Raw genomic sequence first — 19830 nt, 5'->3', positions numbered from 1 at the left:
CTTTTGAAGCCAAAAAATACGGCCTTAACAGTGGTTTTTTTCCACATTTTTGCCGGTTTCTATTTATGAGCCACCTCTTATTTTCTATTAAAAAGTTTAAATCAAACTTATATTTTAAAATAAGTTTGATTAATAATTAAAATACAAATCATATCGAAGTATAAATAATATCCATAGCTATCTATACAACTATAACATAGTATTTAAAATACTTTCAGGTATTAATATATTTACAGGTTTAAAAAGTCTGCTGCAGTATATCCGGGTAATGTTCGTGCACTTTTAGTATCAATTCGCCAAATAAGGTATTAGCCCAGGCAAACCATTTACGGGTAAAGTCCTTTGCATCGTCTTTATTGAATGATTCGTGCATGAAACCGGTGCCCGCATGAGTACTTTTCAGCCATTTGATACACTGTACAATCTCCGCTTTATCGGTTGATGTGATACCGCGCATAATAATTGCCATTGGCCAGATATAGCCAATACCAACGTGCGGACCACCAATACCTTCGGCAGCTGTGCCTTTAAAATAGTAAGGATTGCTATCGCTCAATACAAACTTACGGGTGCTTTGGTATAGCGGATCATCAACCTTTACCGAATCAAGGTATGGCAAAGCCAACAAGCTTGGCACGTTTGAATCGTCCATGAACAACTGGTTTCCATAACCGTCAACTTCAAACGGAATTACCTGTCCAAATTGTGGGTGATGACCAACGGCGTATTGCTTAAGTGCCGCCTGAACCTCTGCTGCCAACGTTTTGCAGGCATCAGCAGTAGCATTATCATGACCAATGGTGCTGTACATTTCGGCCATTTGATTTAAGCTTGCTACCGCGAAGTAGTTTGACGGGATCAGGAATGGATAAATCGTGGCATCATCCGATGGGCGGAAGATAGAGCAAATCAGGCCAACTGGTTTAATCGGGTTACCATATCCCCTGTTAGGGGCAGTATCGCTTTGCGTTTCGGTTTTACGCTGGAAAAAGTACGGACCTTTACCATCCTTACGTTGCTGCTCTTTAAAAGTAGCCAGGATGATCTTACCTGCTTTTTGCCAGTTTTCGTCGAAGAAACTGGTATCGCCGCTTATTTTCCAATAGTTGTAAGCCAGCCTTACAGGGTAACAAAGTGAATCGATCTCCCATTTACGTTCGTGTAACTCGGGTTTCATGGTAGTACGGTCGCTATCCCATTCGCTGCCGGTTGGGCCTTCGTTAAAGGCGTTTGCATAAGGATCAATGATCACGCATTTAGCCTGACGACTCAGCACACCCTGGATTAATTTCTTCAATGCCGGATCATTTTTAATGAGCGGCAGGTACGGCCAAACCTGTGCCGATGAATCGCGCATCCACATAGCATTGATGTCGCCAGTGATCACAAAAGTATCAGGCTTACCATCTTTTTCAGAATAGTTTACCGTAGTATCTAAAGTATTGGGATAGCAGTTTTCAAAAAGCCAGGCAACTTCAGGGTCTTTGATATCGGCTTTAACTTTTTTAATGATGGCTTCAACAGCCTTGCTGGTAAATTTACGGTCGGCAAGTTTCGGGCGTTGGCTTTCAAAGGCAGGGGCCACAGCTGAAGCAAATACCGGGGTTACACCCAAGCCGATGCCGGCTGCTGCAACGCTATTAATTTTTATAAAATGTCGTCTGGTTAATTTCATGGTTTTGATATGGTAGCCGTAAAAATAGAAAAGGTTTTAGTTAAACAAAAAAGCTTGCTAAAATAATTTAGAAAACGTTTTATCAAGGTTTTTAAATGTAGAGACGCGTAATTGCGTCTCCCACAGGACAAGCCAATCTGCAACCGTAAATTACACACGGTAGACGCAATTATGCGTCTCTACCGTAAATAAAAACCACAGATTCTAAAATACAAAAAGCCCCGGATATCTCCGGGGCTTTTAAATATATCATCAATTGCTGTTAAGCAATTTCCAATTTGTTCTCTTTGTAATAACCGGCTTTTAGCTTTTCGCCGATAGCGCTATAGGCATCAAGAGTACGCTGTACGTCTTCCAGGCTATGCGATGCTGTTGGGATTAACCTTAGCACGATCAAACCTTTAGGGATTACCGGGTAAACCACTATTGAACAGAAAACACCGTAGTTTTCACGAAGATCACGGGTTAGTGCTGTCGCTTCAAAAAGATCACCCTTTAAAAATACCGGGGTAACCATGGTGTTTGATGCACCCAGATCAAAACCACGTTCTTTTAAACCGGCCTGCAGGGTATTCGCGATCAACCATAGTTTCTCGCGAAGTTCCGGCTGGGTTTTCAGCATTTCAAAACGCTTTTTCAAACCTAGTACCATTGGCATTGGTAATGCTTTGGCAAATGTTTGCGAACGCATATTATAGCGCAGGTAATGGATGATATCCTGATCGGCAGCTACGAAAGCACCAATGCCGGCCATTGATTTGGCGAAGGTAGCAAAGTACACGTCCACCTCATCCATACAATCCTGCTCTTCATGCGTACCGGCACCGGTTTTACCCATAGTACCAAAACCATGAGCATCATCAACCAATAAACGGAAGTTGAATTTCTTTTTAAGATCGGCAACTGCTTTAAGCTTGCCTTGCGCACCCGACATACCAAAAACACCTTCGGTAATAAGCAATATACCACCACCGGTTTGTTCTGTTAAACGGGTTGCACGCTCCAGCTGTTTTTCGCAGCTTTCGATATCGTTATGCTGGTAAACAAAGCGTTTACCCATGTGTAAACGTACGCCATCAATAATACAAGCGTGCGATTCGGCATCATAAACAATAACATCGTTCCTGTCAACCAAAGCATCAATAATAGATACCATACCCTGGTAACCATAGTTAAGCAAAAAGGCTGATTGTTTACCAACAAATTTGGCTAAGCCATTCTCAAGCTCCTCGTGATGGATTGAGTTTCCCGACATCATCCTTGCGCCCATTGGGTAAGCCATACCGTAATCGGCAGCGGCTTGCGCGTCGGCTTGTCTTACTTCGGGATGGTTAGCCAAACCAAGGTAGTTGTTCAGGCTCCAAACCAAATGCTCTTTTCCATTAAACTGCATATGAGGGCCAATTTCGCCTTCCAGTTTAGGAAAAGAAAAATAACCATGCGACCACTTCTGGTGCTGCCCTATCGGCCCACCTAAGCTTTTTGTTATTTTATCAAATAAATCCAAAATGAATTGTTTTTATAAATTTAAATGCAAATATAGCCGTTAAAACACCTTTAAACAATAGCTATAACTTTTTAGAATAGGTTATAACTTAAGGGAAAGAAGAAGCAAGAAATCAAGAGTCAAGAATCAAGAATAAAAACTAATTCTGCTGTCTAAATAAAAACGGCTGTCATTTCGACACGAGGAACGAGTGAGAAATCTTACGCGTCCTGTTAAACCAACCTGCTTATCAAATTTGCGTGGCGTACAAGATTTCTCTTTCGCCCCAACGCTCTTAATCCCACTCTGCTCTATCGAAATGACATTTCTTTTCAACACAGTAGCAAAAAAAAGGAGACCAACTTCAGATATAATTCCTTTGTTGATCTCCCATTCATAGTTGTGGTTTTCGATTTTATCTTGACTCCTGACTCTAAAAGCCCTGATTCTTTTCTAAGTTTTGCCTCTCTCCTTAATCCGCGTTTCCGTGTAGATAAGAATTATTATTCCTGATCTCTACGTTACCTTCGCTATCCTGCATCAGGGAAAAACGCGAAATCTGGCTTTCGTCAGATGCAGGGGTATCCTGCAATGCTATCTCTTTACGTTTATAAGCTGGCACATTTTCCAATTCCTGGATATTACCTGTACGCAGTTTCATGCTCAGGTCTTTCAGCCTCATAATGCGCTCACGCGATTTTTTCAACTGCTCTTCTATCGATTCGTTGGTTTTGTTATCGTCTGCTCCAGCAAGCGCCTGCGGTGCAGGAGTTGGCTCTGGTTCAGGCTCCGGCATACGAGGTTGTTCCCTTACAGGCTGCTCATAGCTTACTGGTTCGCTCATTTTAAAAGTAAAACCAGCAGTATCCGGCTCGTTATCAGCCTCCAAATCTTCATGCATTAAGCTATGCCTTACAACAGCAGGCTCTTCCTGGCGGCTACCGGAAAACATGTCAAATAAACCAGCTTGTTTAGCATCCTCTTTAGGGGCTTTAGCATAAGGCTCGGCAGGAGCATCCGCTTTAACAGGTTTAATAAACTCATTAACCGGGCGCACTGGTTGAGGTTCTTCAGGAACCAGCATCGAAACTATTTTCTTGTTGTTGTTTTCCTTTTCGCGCTCATCTTTAGTTTGGAAACCGGTAGCAATAATGGTTACCGATAAATGTTCGCCCAAATTTTCGTCGATACAGTTACCCCATATCAGGTCGGCAGCTAAACCGGCTTCTTCCTGAATGTAATCAGTAATTACGCTGATCTCATCCATGGTAACCTCTTTAAGGCCCGAGCTAATGTTCAGCAATATATACCTTGCACCTTCAATTTCATTATCTTTCAATAACGGCGACGCCAATGCACCTTCAACAGCTTTAAGGGCCCGGTTTTCACCATCAGCAGTTGAGCTGCCCATGATAGATACACCGCTATCCTTCATCACTGTGCGCACATCCTTAAAGTCGACGTTGATATAACCCGGTAAGGTGATGATTTCGGCAATACCTTTGGCTGCCGTGGTCAATATGTTATCGGCCTGTGCAAATGCCGAACTCATGGTAAGGTTACCAAAAATCTGACGAAGCCTGTCGTTCGAGATCACGAGGAACGAATCGACATACTTACGCAGTTCTTCCAAACCAGCATCAGCCTGCATTTTACGGCGTTTACCTTCAAATGAGAAAGGTGTGGTTATAATACCCACCGTTAATATATCCATTTCGCGCGCTGCTTTGGCAATGATAGGGCTTGCGCCTGTACCCGTGCCACCGCCCATACCAGCTGTAATGAACAACATTTTGGTATTAACGCCCAACATCTGTTTAATATCGTCGATATTTTCAATAGCCGAATTTTTGCCTACTTCAGGTATTGAGCCTGCACCCATGCCCTCGGTTAAACTGGCACCTAATTGCACCTTGTTAGGTATAGGGCTCAGCTCCAATGCCTGGGCATCAGTGTTGCATATTATAAAATCAACACCGGTAATTCCTTGCCTGTACATATGGTTTACCGCGTTACCACCACCACCGCCAACACCAATTACCTTGATGATTGACGATTTTTCTTTTAACATTTCAAAATGCATAATCTTCGTTTTCAGCTATATGTAATTCAACCCAACATTAGATTTTACCATCGTAATAATAACACTTTTTCAACAAGGTTTATCCACATTTGTGAGCAATGTGAATAAATTTAACCCTTGTGAATAAATATTATTTCAGAAAGTCCTCATCCTTAATGTCATCCTTAATAAATGTTATACTCTTTTTCAGTAGCCTGTCTAACAAACCACCTTCTTTACTTTTTGTATCAAATTTTGGCTTAGCCGTTTTAACTTCGGCCGGGATCGCTTCATTCATGTATTCCATTTTCTGGATACCTTTAATCAGCAAACCAATACCGGTCGCAAAAGTTGGGCTTTGCAATTCTTCGTATGTTCCTTTTGGCAACACTTCGTTTTTAGCCAGGTGCTCGGTAGGGTAACCTACGCGGCAATCCAAACCGGTTACAAACTCAACCAGCTGACGCAAGTGTTTCAGCTGCGCGCCACCACCTGTTATCACGATGCCTGCAATCAGCTTTTTCTCATAGCCTGATGATTTGATCTCGTAGTAAACATGCTCTACGATCTCTTCCATACGGGCTTGAATTACATAAGCCAGGTTTTTCACCGAAATTTCTTTAGGCTCCCTGCCACGTAAACCCGGAACACATACTATCTCATTTTCCTTGTTCTCATCGGCCAGGGCAGATCCAAACCTTACTTTCAGTTGCTCGGCAATGTTGCGCATTACAGAACAGCCTTCGCGGATATCCTCAGTTACGCTATTACCGCCGAAAGGGATAACGGCTGTATGACGAATGATGCCTTCGTGGAAGATAGCTACGTCGGTAGTACCACCGCCGATATCAACCAAAACCACACCGGCTTCTTTTTCCTCTTCGCTCAAAACAGATTCTGAAGATGCCAGCGGCTCAAGGATCAGTTCCTGGCTTTCCAGGCTGGCCTTGTTAACACATTTTACAATGTTTTTAATAGCAGTTACCTGGCCAGATATGATATGGAAGTTAGCCTCAAGCCTAACACCGGCCATACCTATCGGATCTTTAATACCCGGCTCATTATCCACAGTAAACTCCTGCGGTAAAACGTGGATGATCTCCTCGCCCGGAGGCATCACCAGGTTATACATATCCTCTATCAGCTTGTCAATATCCTTACGACCGATCTCTGATTGCAGATCCCGACGGGTGATTAAACCACGGTGCTGTAAACTTTTAATGTGCTGACCCGCAATACCCACGTTCACTACCCTGATCTCCACATTTGATTGCGATCCTGCCACATCCACCGCCTGATGAATGCCCTGTACTGTTTTATCTATATTTGAAACCACGCCGCGCGTAACGCCTGCAGATTCGGCCTTGCCAATTCCTAAAACCTCAATCTTCCCGTTCTTGCTCCTGCGCCCAACAATGGCACATATCTTGGTAGTCCCGATATCCAATCCTACTACAATTGGCGAACTTTTTTCCTGAGTTGAGCTTTTGTCCATATTACAATTTAATTTGAGATGAATCCCTTTTCGTCCTGAGCGAATCCGCTTTGGCAGTCTTAGCCGCTTTAATCGAATCTGCTTTTATATTTTCATTTTTTATACCGATAACCTGATTGGTATATTTTACATTGATCACTTTATAAGTATCCCAGCCTACCTTTGGCAACACCTGTTTGTAAAAAGCCTGCAGGTTATTCAGCTTCACGTTAAGCGAATCCGCGTTACCTATCAGGATCCTTTGATTGCCCACCCTGGGGATCAGTTCAATCTCACGCTCATTGTTTACATACATCTGCGCTATCTGCGCATCCCAAAGCGAATCCTTGCGGATATAATCTGCTGCCCTGAACAAATCTTTCGCCAACCTTGTATGCAAAGAATCAACACGATTAGTAAACAACTCATCAATGAAGCCATTTGCTACCAATACCCTTGCGGTAAAGTTTGACGATAACGGGATTTTTAAACCATGCTGATCTACATAAAAATCCATATCGTAGCGGTTCATGATCCGCAGTATCGGCTGGCGTTGGCTTACCTCAACCCTCAATACCCCATCCATTTCGGTATAAACCTTGGCAAACTCAATAAAAGGGTTGGCCTTAAGCTTATCCTCCAGCTCCTGGATATTAATATTTTCGATACGTCTGCCTACCAGCGAGTGACTGGTAACTTCAATAATGTGATCAACCTCCTGCTTGTCAATAAAATACTGACCGCCAGGAATGCTCACATTTACCGAAGTACACCTAACATCCGCTTTTTTTGTTTCAATAAAACTCATAAGCACCACGAGGCCACCAAGGCATATTACCCAGGCACAACCTATCAGCAGGCGCTTCCAAATGAGTTTTTTATTCATTACTTAATACTTGTTTTAATGGCTGCACCAGCGTGTCAATATCACCTGCACCTACAGTTAACAGCAATTCGGGCTTTTCGGAAGCTATCGCAGCTACCGCGGCCTCTTTACTTAGTATCCTTTTGCTTTGCAGCTGCATGCGGTTAAGCAGCATCTGCGAGTTAACTCCTTCAATCGGTAATTCGCGCGCCGGGTAAATTTCCAGCAATATCAGCTCATCAACCATGTCCAGCACTTCGGCAAAGCCATCGGCAAAGTCGCGGGTGCGGGTAAATAAATGCGGCTGAAATATGGCCGTTAATTTTTTAGCCGGATACAACCTCTTGATTGATGATATACAAGCCCTCAACTCTTCAGGGTGATGCGCATAATCATCAATGTAGATATGCTCCGGTGTTTTAACAATATATTCAAACCTGCGTTTAACTCCTCTGAATGATGCCAGCGCCGCTTTAATATTTTCCGGCGAAATATTCAGCTTCAACACAGCTTCAATGGCAGCTACAGCATTCTCCACGTTGTGAGTGCCCGCTATACCCATTCTTATATCGGTGATATTTATCGCGGCACTGTTGTAATCAAAGTAAAAATCGCCGTCAATTATCCTCACGTTTGAGGCATGCGCGTCGGCAGTTGCATCTTCAAAAGCGTAGGTATAGCCACCATCTAATGGCAACCCATTTTTATGCACCAGCGTACCGCCCGGTTTTATCTGCGACGCGAATAGCTTGAATGATTCGGTTAAATGCGCGTGATCACCATAAATGTCCAGGTGGTCAGCATCCATCGATGTGATGATAGCCACATCAGGAAACAGCGTAAGGAACGAGCGATCGTACTCATCGGCCTCAACCACCATTACATTGTTTTTGCCGTACAGCACATTGGTTTGGTAGTTTGATGAAATACCACCCAAAAATGCCGAGCAATCATTGCCCGATGCCTTAAGCAAATGCGCTACCATAGTTGAGGTAGTAGTTTTTCCATGCGTACCGGCAACAGCGATGGTGAACGAGCTCTTGCTGATCAAACCTAAAACCTGCGACCGCTTGAACAACTCGAAGCCGTGGTTTTTAAAATAATTAACGATATGCGAATCCTTTGGTACAGCAGGTGTATAAATGATCAATGTATCGCTGCATGGTTTTTGAAAACTCATAGGGATATAATCCGCATTGTCTTCAAAAACTACCTGGATGCCTTCGTTGTGCAACTGGTTTGTTAAATCAGTCGACGTTTTATCGTATCCGCAAACAATGCAACCCAAATGATGGAAATAGCGTGCCAGGCCGCTCATACCGATGCCGCCTATGCCTATGAGATAAACTCTTTTTATGTCGTGCAGTTCCATTTTCAATTTGTTTAAAAAAGGCCCTCCTCCCTTTGGAAGAGGAGGACCATCATTTAATTGTTACTTATTATTTGGATAAGTTCCTTTGCTATAACTTCATCGGCATTTGGCATGGCCATTTTACCAATGTTATTGCTCAATTTTTTCTGCAGGTCGCGGTCTTCAAATAATTCAAGCGCCCTGTCAACCAGTTTTTCTTCGGCATCCCTGTCGGCTACAAATACGGCCGCGTTTTCATGCACCAGTGCCAAAGCGTTTTTTGTTTGATGATCTTCGGCCACATTGGGCGAAGGCACCAGGATCACCGGCTTTTTAATGGCACACAGCTCGGCAATAGTGCCGGCCCCTGCCCTTGATATAATAATATCGGCAGCGGCATAAGCCAGGTCCATCCGGGTTAAAAACTCCCTGATCTGCAAATCAGGGTGATAGTTTTCGCCCAGCTTTTCGATGATGCTTTTATAATAAAACTTACCGGTTTGCCATATCACCTGTACATCGGCAGCCAGCAGTTTATCAATACCATTCATGATACTGTTGTTTAGCGTACGTGCCCCAAGGCTGCCGCCAGTTATCAGTATCGTTTTTTTAAAATGCGACAAATGGTATAACTCCAAAGCCTGCATGTGTTTACCGGCAATGTTCACTGCATCCTTACGGATGGGGTTACCGGTTTTTATGATCTTATCGGCAGGGAAAAATTTCTCCATACCATCAAAGGCCACGCAGATCTTTTGGGCGTGTTTGCCTAACCATTTATTAGTAATACCCGCGTACGAGTTTTGCTCCTGTATGAGGTATGGAATCCCCTTTAGCGACGCGGCATATAACAGCGGCCCTGAAGCATATCCACCAACACCAACCGCGGCATCAGGCTTAAAATCTTTAATGATTTTAATAGCCTTGCGCACACTATTGGCAAGCTTGACAGGGAACATCAGGTTTTTAACAATAGAACCGCGCTGAATTCCCTGGATATCCAAACCGATAATTTTATAACCCGCCGCCGGAACTTTATCCATTTCCATACGACCGTTAGCGCCTACAAACAGGATCTCGGTATTGGGATCAATATTTTTTAAAGCATTGGCAATAGAGATAGCCGGGAAGATATGTCCTCCTGTTCCGCCACCGCTTATGATGATACGCGGCGACGCCCCCCCCGCCCCCTGAAGGGGGTGCTTTTGAGTTGCGTCTTTCATATCCTTGCTTTTATCTGTCACCTTTTGTTAACTTTTATATAACCATCTCAATCATTCCCCCTTTAGGGGGTTAGGGGGCGACTCACGCCGTCCTGATCTCTCCTACTATAATTTTATTCGGTCCTGCGTTATCTTCTTTTATAGTTTTATCTTTCTTAGGCTCTTCAATATCCTTGCTTACCGACAGGATAATACCGAAGGCTATACTGGTAAACAATATCGAAGTTCCACCCATACTCACCAGCGGTAATGGCACACCTGTTACCGGCCCCAAACCAACGGCTACAGCCATATTGGCAAAAGCCTGTATGGTTAAGCTGAAACTTAAACCACAAGCCAGTAACGCTCCAAAGGCTTTTGGCGCTTTGGTTATAATCTTGATACATCGGTATAGCAGGAACAAATAAATTCCTACCACAACTATACCACCTACCAAACCATACTCTTCAACAATAATGGCGTAAATTTCATCGGAGTATGATTCGGGCAGGTAATTTCTTTCAGTACTGTTCCCGGGGCCTTTGCCAAATAAACCACCTGTAGCGATAGCAATCTTGGCATGGTCACTCTGGAAGGACTTATCAGCCTTCGCCAGTTCGGGGTGCATAAATACCTTCATACGCGATACGTAAGTATGCCGCCTCGGACCAAGGAATATTACGCCCAGTAACAATATAAAGCCCGCAGCACAGGTGATAGCTATCTGCCTGATGCTGATACGGCCAATGATCAATAGTAATATGCTAACCCCAAACAGCATTAACGCTGTTGAAAGGTTGGCCAACGCAATCAGGATAAACACCACACAAACCGAGCCCATGATAGGCAAAAAGGATTCTTTAACATCCTTAATATTTTCCTGCTTGCGCGATAATGTACGGGCCAGGTAAGTGATTAGTGCCAGCTTAGCCAAATCCGAAGTCTGGAAACTTAACCCGGTTCCGGGGATAGCTATCCAGCGGCTGGCATTATTGATATGACTACCAAAAACCAGTGTATATAACAACAAGGGAATAGTTACAATCATCATCACCTTAGAAATGCCTGCATAATAGCGGTAATCAAGCTTGTGCGAAAAATACATCAGCGCAATACCGCCCACTATCATGAACACGTGTTTCATGAGGATGATCTCAACCCCTTTGCCCTGCTTAAATGCCAGCGTCCCCACCGAACTGTATACCGCCAACAAGGATATAACAGAAAGCAATATGACTATGAGCCATATCCAGCGATCCCCTTTTGTGTTGTTTAATATCCTATGCATTTCCTTTTTATTTGGTTCATGGTTGATGGCTCATAGATCATGGCTTAGATTCTTTTACTATGATCCATGAACTATCAACTATGAACTGTTTTACAATTCCTTCACTGCCGCCTTGAACTGGTCGCCACGGTCTTCATAATTTTTAAACAGGTCGAAACTGGCGCAGGCCGGTGACAGTAATACCGTATCACCTTTGGTTGCCAGATGGTAAGCCACAGTTGCAGCTTCCTGTGCCGATGATGTGTTTACTATAATTTCAACCATATCATCAAAAGCCTCGTGAATGCGTTTATTGTCTTTACCTAAACACACAATGGCTTTTACCTTTTGCTTAACCAGATCATTAAGCATAGTGTAATCATTTCCTTTGTCAACACCACCTAAAATCAGCACCACATCGCTGGTCATACTTTCCAAGGCGTACCAGGTTGAGTTAACGTTGGTAGCTTTTGAATCGTTAATGAAGCGGATGCCTGAAATATTGGCAACAAACTCCAGGCGATGTTCAATGCTTTTAAAGTTGCCCATGCTCTCTCTCATCGTTTCGTTACGCAGCTCCAACACCTTTGCTACAATACCCGATGCCATGGAGTTGTAAATGTTGTGCTTGCCTTGCAGGGCTAAATCTTGAATTGACATTGTAAAATGTTCTTGTGTTGTGTTAATGACAATATTGTCGTTGTTATCCAGGTATGCGCCCGGTTCAAATTTTTGCTGTATGGAAAATGGCAACAGCTGTGCCCCAAACGTTCGCTCTTTCATTCCCTTTACTGTTTCCGGATCATCGGCACAATAAATAAAATAATCGGCTGCAGTCTGGTTCTGCGTTATCCTGAATTTGGATGCCGCGTAGTTTTCCAGTTTATAATCATACCTGTCCAAATGGTCGGGTGTGATATTTAGTAGTACCGCTATGTCAACCTTAAACCTGAACATATCATCAAGCATAAAGCTGCTTAGCTCCAGCACATACCAGTCAAACTTTTCGGTAGCCACCTGGTAAGCAAAGCTTTTGCCTATGTTGCCTGCCAAACCAACGTTCATCCCCGCATCTTTTAAAATGTGGTAGGTTAAGCTGGTGGTAGTAGTTTTACCGTTTGAGCCTGTTATACCAATGATCTTTGCATCAGTGTACCTCCCGGCAAACTCAATCTCTGATATTACAGGCGTTCCTTTTTCGTGCAGCTTTTTGATGATCGGTGCCTTATCCGGAATACCGGGGCTTTTGACCACTTCTGTCGCGTTCAGGATCAGTTCTTCTGTATGTTGTTTCTCTTCAAAAGGAATTTTCCAATCTTCGAGCTGTTTTTTATAGTTATCGGCAATGCCGCCAAAATCCGACACAAAAACATCAAAGCCCTGCTGCTGCGCAAGGTATGCAGCACCAACACCGCTTTCGCCCGCACCGAGGATAACAAGACGCGACGCCCCCCCCGCCCCCTGAAGGGGGTGCTTTTGATTGGCCTCTTTGTTATTGTTGTCGTTCATTTTATTTACTTGATCTTTCTGATGCTTTTGACTGCATCAGTTTCATTTCTTGTTTCTTATTCTCTTGCCTCCGTGCTCTCCCCCTTTAGGGGGCCGGGGGGCTACTACCTCAGTTTCAACGTTATCACCGTAACTATCGCCAGTATGATACAAATGATCCAGAAGCGGGTAACAATTTTTGCTTCATGGAACCCTTTTTTCTGATAGTGGTGATGAAGCGGGGCCATTAAAAACACCCTTTTCCCTTCGCCAAATCTTTTTTTGGTGTATTTAAACCATGACACCTGGATGATCACCGAAAAATTCTCTACCAGGAAAATACCGCACAATAACGGCAGCATCAATTCCTTACGGATCATGATGGCAAACACCGCGATGATACCGCCTATGGCCAAACTGCCGGTATCGCCCATGAATACCTGTGCCGGGTATGAGTTATACCATAGAAAGCCTACGCACGCACCAACAAAAGCACCGGCAAAAACTACCAGCTCGCCCGAGTTAGGGATGTACATAATATTCAGGTAATCGGCAATAACCGTGTTACCCGATACATAGGCCAGTATAGCCAGCGTAATACCTATAATAGCAGAAGTACCCGTCGCCAGTCCGTCGATGCCATCAGTTATATTTGCGCCGTTTGATATAAACGTGATAATAAGGATCACAAAAAACAGGAACACCACCAGCGCGTATTGCTCGTAACCTTTACCTAAAAACTTTAGCACCTTGGCATAATCAAACTCATTGTTTTTATAAAACGGCATGGTTGTTTTGGTAGAATGCACATCCTGCGTATAAACCGGAGTATTACGTTTCATATGAAACTCAACCGGAGCATCGTCCTTTACAGGTAAAACCACTTCCTGACGAATGATGATGCTGCTGTTAAAATACATCGTCCACCCAACAATAAGCGACAAACCAACCTGACCAATGATCTTGAACCTTCCCGCTAAACCTTCTTTGTTCTTTTTAAATACTTTAATATAATCATCCAAAAAGCCGATAGCTCCCAGCCAAACGGTGGTAACTATCATCAGGATCACATAAACGTTTTCCAGCTTGGCAAACAAGAGCGTTGGTATTAAAATACCAAGCAAAATAATGACACCACCCATTGTAGGGGTACCCGATTTTTGCATCTGCCCTTCCAGGCCCAAATTCCGAACGGTTTCGCCAACCTGTTTAAAGCGCAGGTAATCAATCAACCTCCTGCCATAAACCGTAGTGATCAGCAATGATGTAATTACAGCCATCGCCATCCTGAAGGTGATGTATTGAAATACACCTATCCCCGGGATACTGTAATTTTTGCTTAAATAGTTAAACAGGTAATACAACATTGCTCTTCTCTTTTACTAATAGTATCTTCTTACACCAAATCTTTAAACCGGTTCTCCAATTCTTCCATATCATCGAAGTGGTTTTTCACTCCGTTTATTTCCTGGTACTTTTCGTGCCCTTTACCCGCTACCAGGATAATATCACCGGGGTTGGCCAACATACAGGCAGTCTTGATTGCTTCATGCCTGTCGATGATGCTAACCGTATGCCTTTTAAATGCCGGGTCAACACCCTCTTCCATTTCTTTGATGATCTGCGCAGGATCCTCGGTACGCGGATTATCTGAAGTCAGGATTACCTTATCGCTCCATTCACAGGCGGTTTTAGCCATGATAGGGCGTTTGGTTTTATCCCTATCGCCGCCGCAGCCAATTACTGTGATCACTTTCTCATTACCCTTACGGATATCATGAATGGTGCTCAGCACGTTTTGAACAGCATCCGGCGTGTGGGCATAATCAACTATACCCACCACTTTGTTAGGAGCGGTAATATATTCAAATCGGCCTTCGGCGCCGGTCAGTTTGCTTAAGCTGGTAAGCACTTTGGCTTTATCCTGTTCAAGCAGCATCGCGGTAGCGTAAACTCCTAACAAGTTGTAAGCATTGAATGTACCCACCATTTTAAACCATACTTCCTCGCCATCAATTTGCAGCAGCAAACCGCTGAATTGATTTTCAAGGATGCGTGCCTTATAATCGGCCATGGTTTTAAGGCCATAGCTTTTTTTGTGCGCCGCCGTATTTTGCAGCATTACATTACCATTCTTATCATCGCTGTTGGTAAGTGCGAAAGCCTCTTTCGGCAAGCCGTCAAAAAATTCCTTTTTGGCATTCAAATACCTCAGGAAGGTTTTATGATAATCTAAATGGTCGTGTGTTAAGTTGGTGAACACACCTCCTGCAAAAACCAAACTTTCTATTCGTTTTTGTGAAATTGCGTGCGAGCTTACCTCCATAAAGCAATAATCGCAACCGCTGTCCACCATTTCGGCCAGCAAACTGTTTAGCTCTACCGGATCGGGAGTGGTATGGGTTGATGGGATCACCTTGCCGTTGATCTGGTTTTCAACAGTTGATAGTAAACCGCATTTATAACCCAAATCGCGGAACAACTGGTAAAGTAACGTAGCGATAGTGGTTTTGCCATTAGTGCCTGTTACCCCAACCAATTTTAATTTAGCCGATGGATTATCGTAAAAGTTAGCAGCTACAATAGCCAAAGCCACAGCCGAATCGGCCACCATCAGGAAATCAACCTCGCCGGTGGTATGAGCAGGCAGGTCTTCGCAAATTACCGCTACAGCACCTTTTTTAATGGCCTGATCGATATAATCGTGCCCATCAACAACAGTACCTTTAACAGCAACAAACATCGCCCCCGGGATTACTTTTCTTGAATCAAAAGCAATCGCTGTGATCTCCACATCGGCGCTTCCCTGCAACTCAGTGAAGGCCAGTCCATCAATTACATCGCTTAAATACCTCATTGCAGCTCTAATAAAATTCGTGATCCTTTTGGTATAACACTTCCACCGGTAACCGATTGATTGGCAACTACACCGCTTCCGCGTACAGTTACCTTATAACCCGCGTTACCCATTACGTACAACGCATCGCTAAGCCCCATGCCCGTTACCGCCGGCACAGTACCATTTTTATATTTTACTTCCTCAAACGGAATTCCATTGCTTGTATCAACCGAACTATTGGCTGATGCATACAAAGGTTTAACGCCCAGTTTTGAATAAACTTTTTTCAGGGCTTTCATATTACCTTGTTTCACCTGCGGCAACACTGTATTGCCTACATAATGAGTTTGCGAATTCTGGTTAATATCCAGGTCATTGGCATAAACCCTATCTGCCACTTCCCTAAACACCGGACCAGCAACTTTCGCCGCCAGGTAATCGCCCTGCGTTGGGTTATTAATCACCACAATCATCGAATACTTAGGATGATCGGCAGGGAAATAACCGCAAAACGAAGCCTGGTATTTTTTATCCTTATAACCTTTGGTTCCGTTGGCCACCTGCGCTGTTCCGGTTTTGCCGGCCACGCTGTAAAGCTTGTTTTTAATCACATTTTTACCAGTACCATTCATTACCACCCCTTCAAGCATACCCCTTACTTTACCCAAAGTAGCCTCTGAGCAAACCTGCTCGGCAATTACCCTTGCCTGAAACTGCTCAATTGGATTGCCCAATCTCCTGATTTCGCGAACCAGCAGCGGGGCAATCATTTTACCGTTGTTAGCAACCGAGTTATAATAAGCCAGCATTTGAAGCGGCGTAATATTCATTTCGTAACCGTAAGCCATCTCAGGCAAGCTGTAGTTTTTGTTCCAGCTGCGGTTTGATGGATTTTTAATTACCGGCCTGCCTTCGCCCTGAATTTGAAGCCCAAGCTTTTCATTCAGATGATAGCTGTACAGCTTATTGATGTACTGCCATGGGTTATTATGGTAAAACTTATCAACCAATTTTGCTGCAGCCACGTTTGATGACTCTTCAAAAGCCCGCCTAACCGACATTTCATAATTATCATGTTCGGTATCGGTAATGGTTGGCCCTTTCGGGAACTTATATTTACCGCCCTCGGCATTAACTATGGTGCTGGTATCAATCTTATGCTGATCGAGCATGGTCATGTACGATGCCAGCTTAAAGGTTGACCCCGGATCGATGGCGTTACTGATAGCATAGTTCATCTGCTCCTTGTAATCACCATCTTTAGTGCGTGTGTAATTGGCAATCGCCCTGATCTCTCCTGTTGATACCTCCATCAGCACCACACAACCATGATCGGCAGCGCTTTTAACCAGCTGTTTCTTCAATGCATCCTGCGCCACATCCTGGAAATTTACGTTGATAGTTGAAATGATATCAGCACCATCTTTAGGTGCTATTTCATCATCGTCATCAACCGGCATCCAGATACCGCCCGGAATCCGTTGCATTAAACGCCTGCCGCTTTCACCGTTGATATATGAGGCATAAGCACCTTCCAAACCAACCGGGTTCTTCACATTTTCGTTTTTGTAACCGATGGTACGTGCCGCCAGCGACTGGAATGGCAAGATCCTTTTATTTTTCTGAATAACGATCAATCCGCCTTTGTACTTACCCATGTTAAACACCGGGAACTGGCGGATCTTTTTCAAATCCTGGTACGATACCTTACGCCTGATCAACACATAACGTGAGCTATCCCTGCGGGCCTCGCGCAATACGCGCGAATAATCCCTTGCAGACCTATCACCAAACATACCTGACAGCTTTGCAGCCAGCAGGTCGATATTATTATTAAATGCCGTATCCGATGCAATACCACCGGCCAGCATATCCATGTGCAACTCGTACTCCGGCACCGAAGTAGCCAGCAGACTTCCATCAACAGAAAAAATATTGCCCCTTGCCGCTTCAACAGTTTGATATTGAGCAGAAAGATCGGCAGCCATAGCTTTCCACTTGTCGCCCTGAACATATTGCAGGCGGCAAAGCTGCACAACAACGGCAATGGCCAAAAGCAAAACAAGACCAAAGGCTAAATAAACCCTGGCCAGTATGTTAGTCCTAATTCCCATCTACCACCTCCTTCACTGTTATTTTTCCCGGCGGATCAACCGACTGACTCAAACCCAATGTATCTGCACGCTTGGCCACTTCGGTCAGCGTGCTTTTGAATGCCATATCAGCCTTGGTCGATTTATAATCCCAGCCCAGCTCTTTAACCTCTTTGGTAAGCGCGTCAATTTCGCGTACCGATTTTTCGGCATAGTGCATATTACCAATGTACACCATACCTAAAAAGGCTAAAAACAAAACAAAGGGCAAAGCATTGGTAGCCTTCTCGGTTGTAAGAAAGCCTTTGGTGAAAAGCTGAGTAAAAAAGTTATCGGGCAGTTCCCTTGCAGGTCGCCTTTCTTCAACAACTTCTTCTACTTCCTCTTCTTCCTGAATTTCTGTACGTAAACGATTGGTCATTTTTTTACAGCTATTCTTAATTTAGCGCTCCGTGCCCTGTTATTTTTGATTATCTCCTCTGCCGATGCCGTTATAGCCCCGCGGCTTACAGCATCAAGCGGTTTATTATCGTTTCCATAAAGGTCTTTCTCCACCTCGCCACTGAACTTGCCTTTGGCTATGAAGTTTTTTACCAGCCTGTCTTCCAGCGAGTGGTATGACATCACTACCAGCCTGCCGCCAACCGCCAAAACATCTGCCGATTGCATTAAAAAATCCTTCAATGCTTCCAGCTCCTGGTTAACCTCTATCCTTAATGCCTGGAACACTTGTGCCAGGTATTTATTTTCTTTTCCTTTTGGGATGCGGTTACTGATCACATTTTTCAGATCGGCAATGGTAACTATCGGCACGTTTAACCTTGCAGTAGCAATGGTTTCGGCCAATGATTTAGCATTTTGAATTTCTCCGTAAATGCCAAAAATCCGGTGCAGGTCGGCAACCGAATAATTATTTACCACATCCTTAGCAGTCAGCTCGCCCAACTGGTTCATGCGCATATCCAACTCGGCATCAAACCGGATGGAAAACCCGCGATCGGCCTCATCAAACTGGTGCGATGAAACACCCAGATCAGCCAGGATACCATTTACAGGGATAGCACCATGTAAACGGCAAAAATTTTTGAGATACCTGAAATTCTGATCTACAAAAACAAAACGCTCATCATCAATAATATTCCGCTGCGCATCAGCATCCTGATCAAAAGCGATCAGCCTGCCTTTTGGCCCCAGGTGTTTTAATATCTCGCGCGAATGCCCGCCACCTCCAAAAGTCACATCCACATAAGTACCGTCCGGATCAATATTCAGCCCATCAATACACTCCTTCAGCATTACCGGTACATGGTACTCACTCATTCCTGCTCCTTATTTTTACCGCCCATTACTTTTTTAGCCAGCGCGCTAAAGCTTTTTGGCTCATCATCCATCAGTTTGCGGTGCGCTTCGGCATCCCAAACCTCAATTTTATTTAACTGGCAAGCCAGCACAACGTCACCTTTTATACCCGCATATTCCAACAGGAATTTCGGCAACAATACCCTACCGGCAGCATCAGGCATAAGCTCGGTGGCACCACGGGTAAAATATCGTATAAAGGCTATATTATCCTCTTCGTATTCATTAAGTTTGCTCAAATCTTCAAGTCGTTTATCCCATTCCTTTTTAGTGTATATGACAAGGTACTTTTCGAACCCGCGATTGATCACCAGGCCTTCAGATTCCAGTTCAGGAAGCTTTTTTTTAAGGCCAGCCGGGATCATCATCCTAAATTTAGGATCAAGCTTACACTCAAATTCACCGGTTAAAAACGACATTGTATGACTTGGGCAATTTTGTAACGTAAAAGTAAATACTTTTACCACTTTCTACCACTTTCCCCCACTAAAAGTTTTCAACAATTTTTAGGTGGCTCTGTTTTATGTTTTTTAAAGTTTTTTCGAATTCCGACCAACCACAAAAAACACTAATAAACAAGCAGTTACCACACCACACAGCTATAACTTACAAGCAATTAAAAAGTGGGAGAAAAAACCAATTATCGCGAAAGCATAACACCGGCAAACC

15 protein-coding genes are annotated in these 19830 nt (G+C 43.8%); all 15 read right to left on the bottom strand.

Annotated features, from left to right (window positions below):
• Window positions 1–238: 238 nt before the first annotated feature.
• Entirely contained in the window at window positions 239–1675 is a 1437-nt protein-coding gene (locus DUL71_RS00645; protein WP_112574987.1) for a glycoside hydrolase family 125 protein, read from the bottom strand.
• 262 nt (window positions 1676–1937) lie between these two features.
• Window positions 1938–3182, bottom strand: coding sequence for an aminotransferase class I/II-fold pyridoxal phosphate-dependent enzyme (locus DUL71_RS00640; protein ID WP_114936297.1), 1245 nt, complete (start codon window positions 3180–3182; stop codon window positions 1938–1940).
• Between the two features lie 451 nt (window positions 3183–3633).
• Window positions 3634–5244 carry a cell division protein FtsZ gene (gene ftsZ, locus DUL71_RS00635; RefSeq protein ID WP_114936296.1) on the bottom strand — a complete coding sequence of 537 codons (1611 nt, stop codon included), beginning with the start codon at window positions 5242–5244 and terminating at the stop codon, window positions 3634–3636.
• Window positions 5245–5374: 130 nt separating this feature from the next.
• Complete coding sequence (ftsA, locus tag DUL71_RS00630) at window positions 5375–6718, bottom strand: cell division protein FtsA (protein WP_112574990.1); 1344 nt, start codon at window positions 6716–6718, stop codon at window positions 5375–5377.
• Window position 6719: 1 nt separating this feature from the next.
• Window positions 6720–7583 (bottom strand): cell division protein FtsQ/DivIB, encoded by an 864-nt coding sequence (locus DUL71_RS00625; RefSeq protein WP_208645462.1) that lies wholly within the window; start codon window positions 7581–7583, stop codon window positions 6720–6722.
• Complete coding sequence (murC, locus tag DUL71_RS00620) at window positions 7576–8934, bottom strand: UDP-N-acetylmuramate--L-alanine ligase (RefSeq protein ID WP_114936295.1); 1359 nt, start codon at window positions 8932–8934, stop codon at window positions 7576–7578. Before murC ends, DUL71_RS00625 begins: the two co-directional genes overlap by 8 nt.
• A gap of 53 nt (window positions 8935–8987) precedes the next feature.
• Complete coding sequence (murG, locus tag DUL71_RS00615; RefSeq protein ID WP_114936294.1) at window positions 8988–10136, bottom strand: undecaprenyldiphospho-muramoylpentapeptide beta-N-acetylglucosaminyltransferase; 1149 nt, start codon at window positions 10134–10136, stop codon at window positions 8988–8990.
• An 82-nt stretch (window positions 10137–10218) separates the two neighbouring features.
• A complete protein-coding gene (locus tag DUL71_RS00610; protein WP_114936293.1) occupies window positions 10219–11403 on the bottom strand; it encodes an FtsW/RodA/SpoVE family cell cycle protein in 1185 nt (394 codons plus the stop codon).
• A 90-nt stretch (window positions 11404–11493) separates the two neighbouring features.
• Window positions 11494–12891, bottom strand: coding sequence for a UDP-N-acetylmuramoyl-L-alanine--D-glutamate ligase (gene murD, locus DUL71_RS00605; protein WP_114936292.1), 1398 nt, complete (start codon window positions 12889–12891; stop codon window positions 11494–11496).
• Between the two features lie 104 nt (window positions 12892–12995).
• Entirely contained in the window at window positions 12996–14237 is a 1242-nt protein-coding gene (mraY, locus tag DUL71_RS00600; RefSeq protein WP_114936291.1) for a phospho-N-acetylmuramoyl-pentapeptide-transferase, read from the bottom strand.
• Between the two features lie 29 nt (window positions 14238–14266).
• Window positions 14267–15727 (bottom strand): UDP-N-acetylmuramoyl-L-alanyl-D-glutamate--2,6-diaminopimelate ligase, encoded by a 1461-nt coding sequence (locus DUL71_RS00595; RefSeq protein WP_114936290.1) that lies wholly within the window; start codon window positions 15725–15727, stop codon window positions 14267–14269.
• On the bottom strand, window positions 15724–17823 hold the full coding sequence (locus DUL71_RS00590; protein ID WP_114936289.1) for a penicillin-binding protein: 2100 nt from the start codon (window positions 17821–17823) through the stop codon (window positions 15724–15726). Before DUL71_RS00590 ends, DUL71_RS00595 begins: the two co-directional genes overlap by 4 nt.
• Window positions 17813–18223 carry an FtsL-like putative cell division protein gene (locus tag DUL71_RS00585; RefSeq protein WP_114936288.1) on the bottom strand — a complete coding sequence of 137 codons (411 nt, stop codon included), beginning with the start codon at window positions 18221–18223 and terminating at the stop codon, window positions 17813–17815. The genes DUL71_RS00590 and DUL71_RS00585 overlap by 11 nt, the downstream gene beginning before the upstream one ends.
• Entirely contained in the window at window positions 18220–19122 is a 903-nt protein-coding gene (gene rsmH, locus DUL71_RS00580; protein WP_114936287.1) for a 16S rRNA (cytosine(1402)-N(4))-methyltransferase RsmH, read from the bottom strand. The genes DUL71_RS00585 and rsmH overlap by 4 nt, the downstream gene beginning before the upstream one ends.
• A complete protein-coding gene (locus tag DUL71_RS00575) occupies window positions 19119–19580 on the bottom strand; it encodes a division/cell wall cluster transcriptional repressor MraZ (RefSeq protein WP_091213347.1) in 462 nt (153 codons plus the stop codon). The genes rsmH and DUL71_RS00575 overlap by 4 nt, the downstream gene beginning before the upstream one ends.
• Window positions 19581–19830: the final 250 nt, after the last annotated feature.

The sequence above is a fragment of the Mucilaginibacter endophyticus genome (assembly GCF_003351025.1).
In the GTDB taxonomy this organism is placed as follows: domain Bacteria; phylum Bacteroidota; class Bacteroidia; order Sphingobacteriales; family Sphingobacteriaceae; genus Mucilaginibacter; species Mucilaginibacter endophyticus.
Note: the sequence above shows the minus strand (reverse complement) of the source record. Positions and strands in the feature narration are given on the sequence as shown.

Coding starts and splice junctions, on each gene's coding strand:
- DUL71_RS00645 (WP_112574987.1), bottom strand. CDS start 1,675: ATGAAATTAACCAGACGACATTTTATAAAAATTAATAGCGTTGCAGCA.
- ftsZ (WP_114936296.1), bottom strand. CDS start 5,244: ATGCATTTTGAAATGTTAAAAGAAAAATCGTCAATCATCAAGGTAATT.
- ftsA (WP_112574990.1), bottom strand. CDS start 6,718: ATGGACAAAAGCTCAACTCAGGAAAAAAGTTCGCCAATTGTAGTAGGA.
- DUL71_RS00625 (WP_208645462.1), bottom strand. CDS start 7,583: ATGAATAAAAAACTCATTTGGAAGCGCCTGCTGATAGGTTGTGCCTGG.
- murC (WP_114936295.1), bottom strand. CDS start 8,934: ATGGAACTGCACGACATAAAAAGAGTTTATCTCATAGGCATAGGCGGC.
- murG (WP_114936294.1), bottom strand. CDS start 10,136: ATGAAAGACGCAACTCAAAAGCACCCCCTTCAGGGGGCGGGGGGGGCG.
- DUL71_RS00610 (WP_114936293.1), bottom strand. CDS start 11,403: ATGCATAGGATATTAAACAACACAAAAGGGGATCGCTGGATATGGCTC.
- murD (WP_114936292.1), bottom strand. CDS start 12,891: ATGAACGACAACAATAACAAAGAGGCCAATCAAAAGCACCCCCTTCAG.
- mraY (WP_114936291.1), bottom strand. CDS start 14,237: ATGTTGTATTACCTGTTTAACTATTTAAGCAAAAATTACAGTATCCCG.
- DUL71_RS00595 (WP_114936290.1), bottom strand. CDS start 15,727: ATGAGGTATTTAAGCGATGTAATTGATGGACTGGCCTTCACTGAGTTG.
- DUL71_RS00590 (WP_114936289.1), bottom strand. CDS start 17,823: ATGGGAATTAGGACTAACATACTGGCCAGGGTTTATTTAGCCTTTGGT.
- DUL71_RS00585 (WP_114936288.1), bottom strand. CDS start 18,223: ATGACCAATCGTTTACGTACAGAAATTCAGGAAGAAGAGGAAGTAGAA.
- rsmH (WP_114936287.1), bottom strand. CDS start 19,122: ATGAGTGAGTACCATGTACCGGTAATGCTGAAGGAGTGTATTGATGGG.
- DUL71_RS00575 (WP_091213347.1), bottom strand. CDS start 19,580: ATGTCGTTTTTAACCGGTGAATTTGAGTGTAAGCTTGATCCTAAATTT.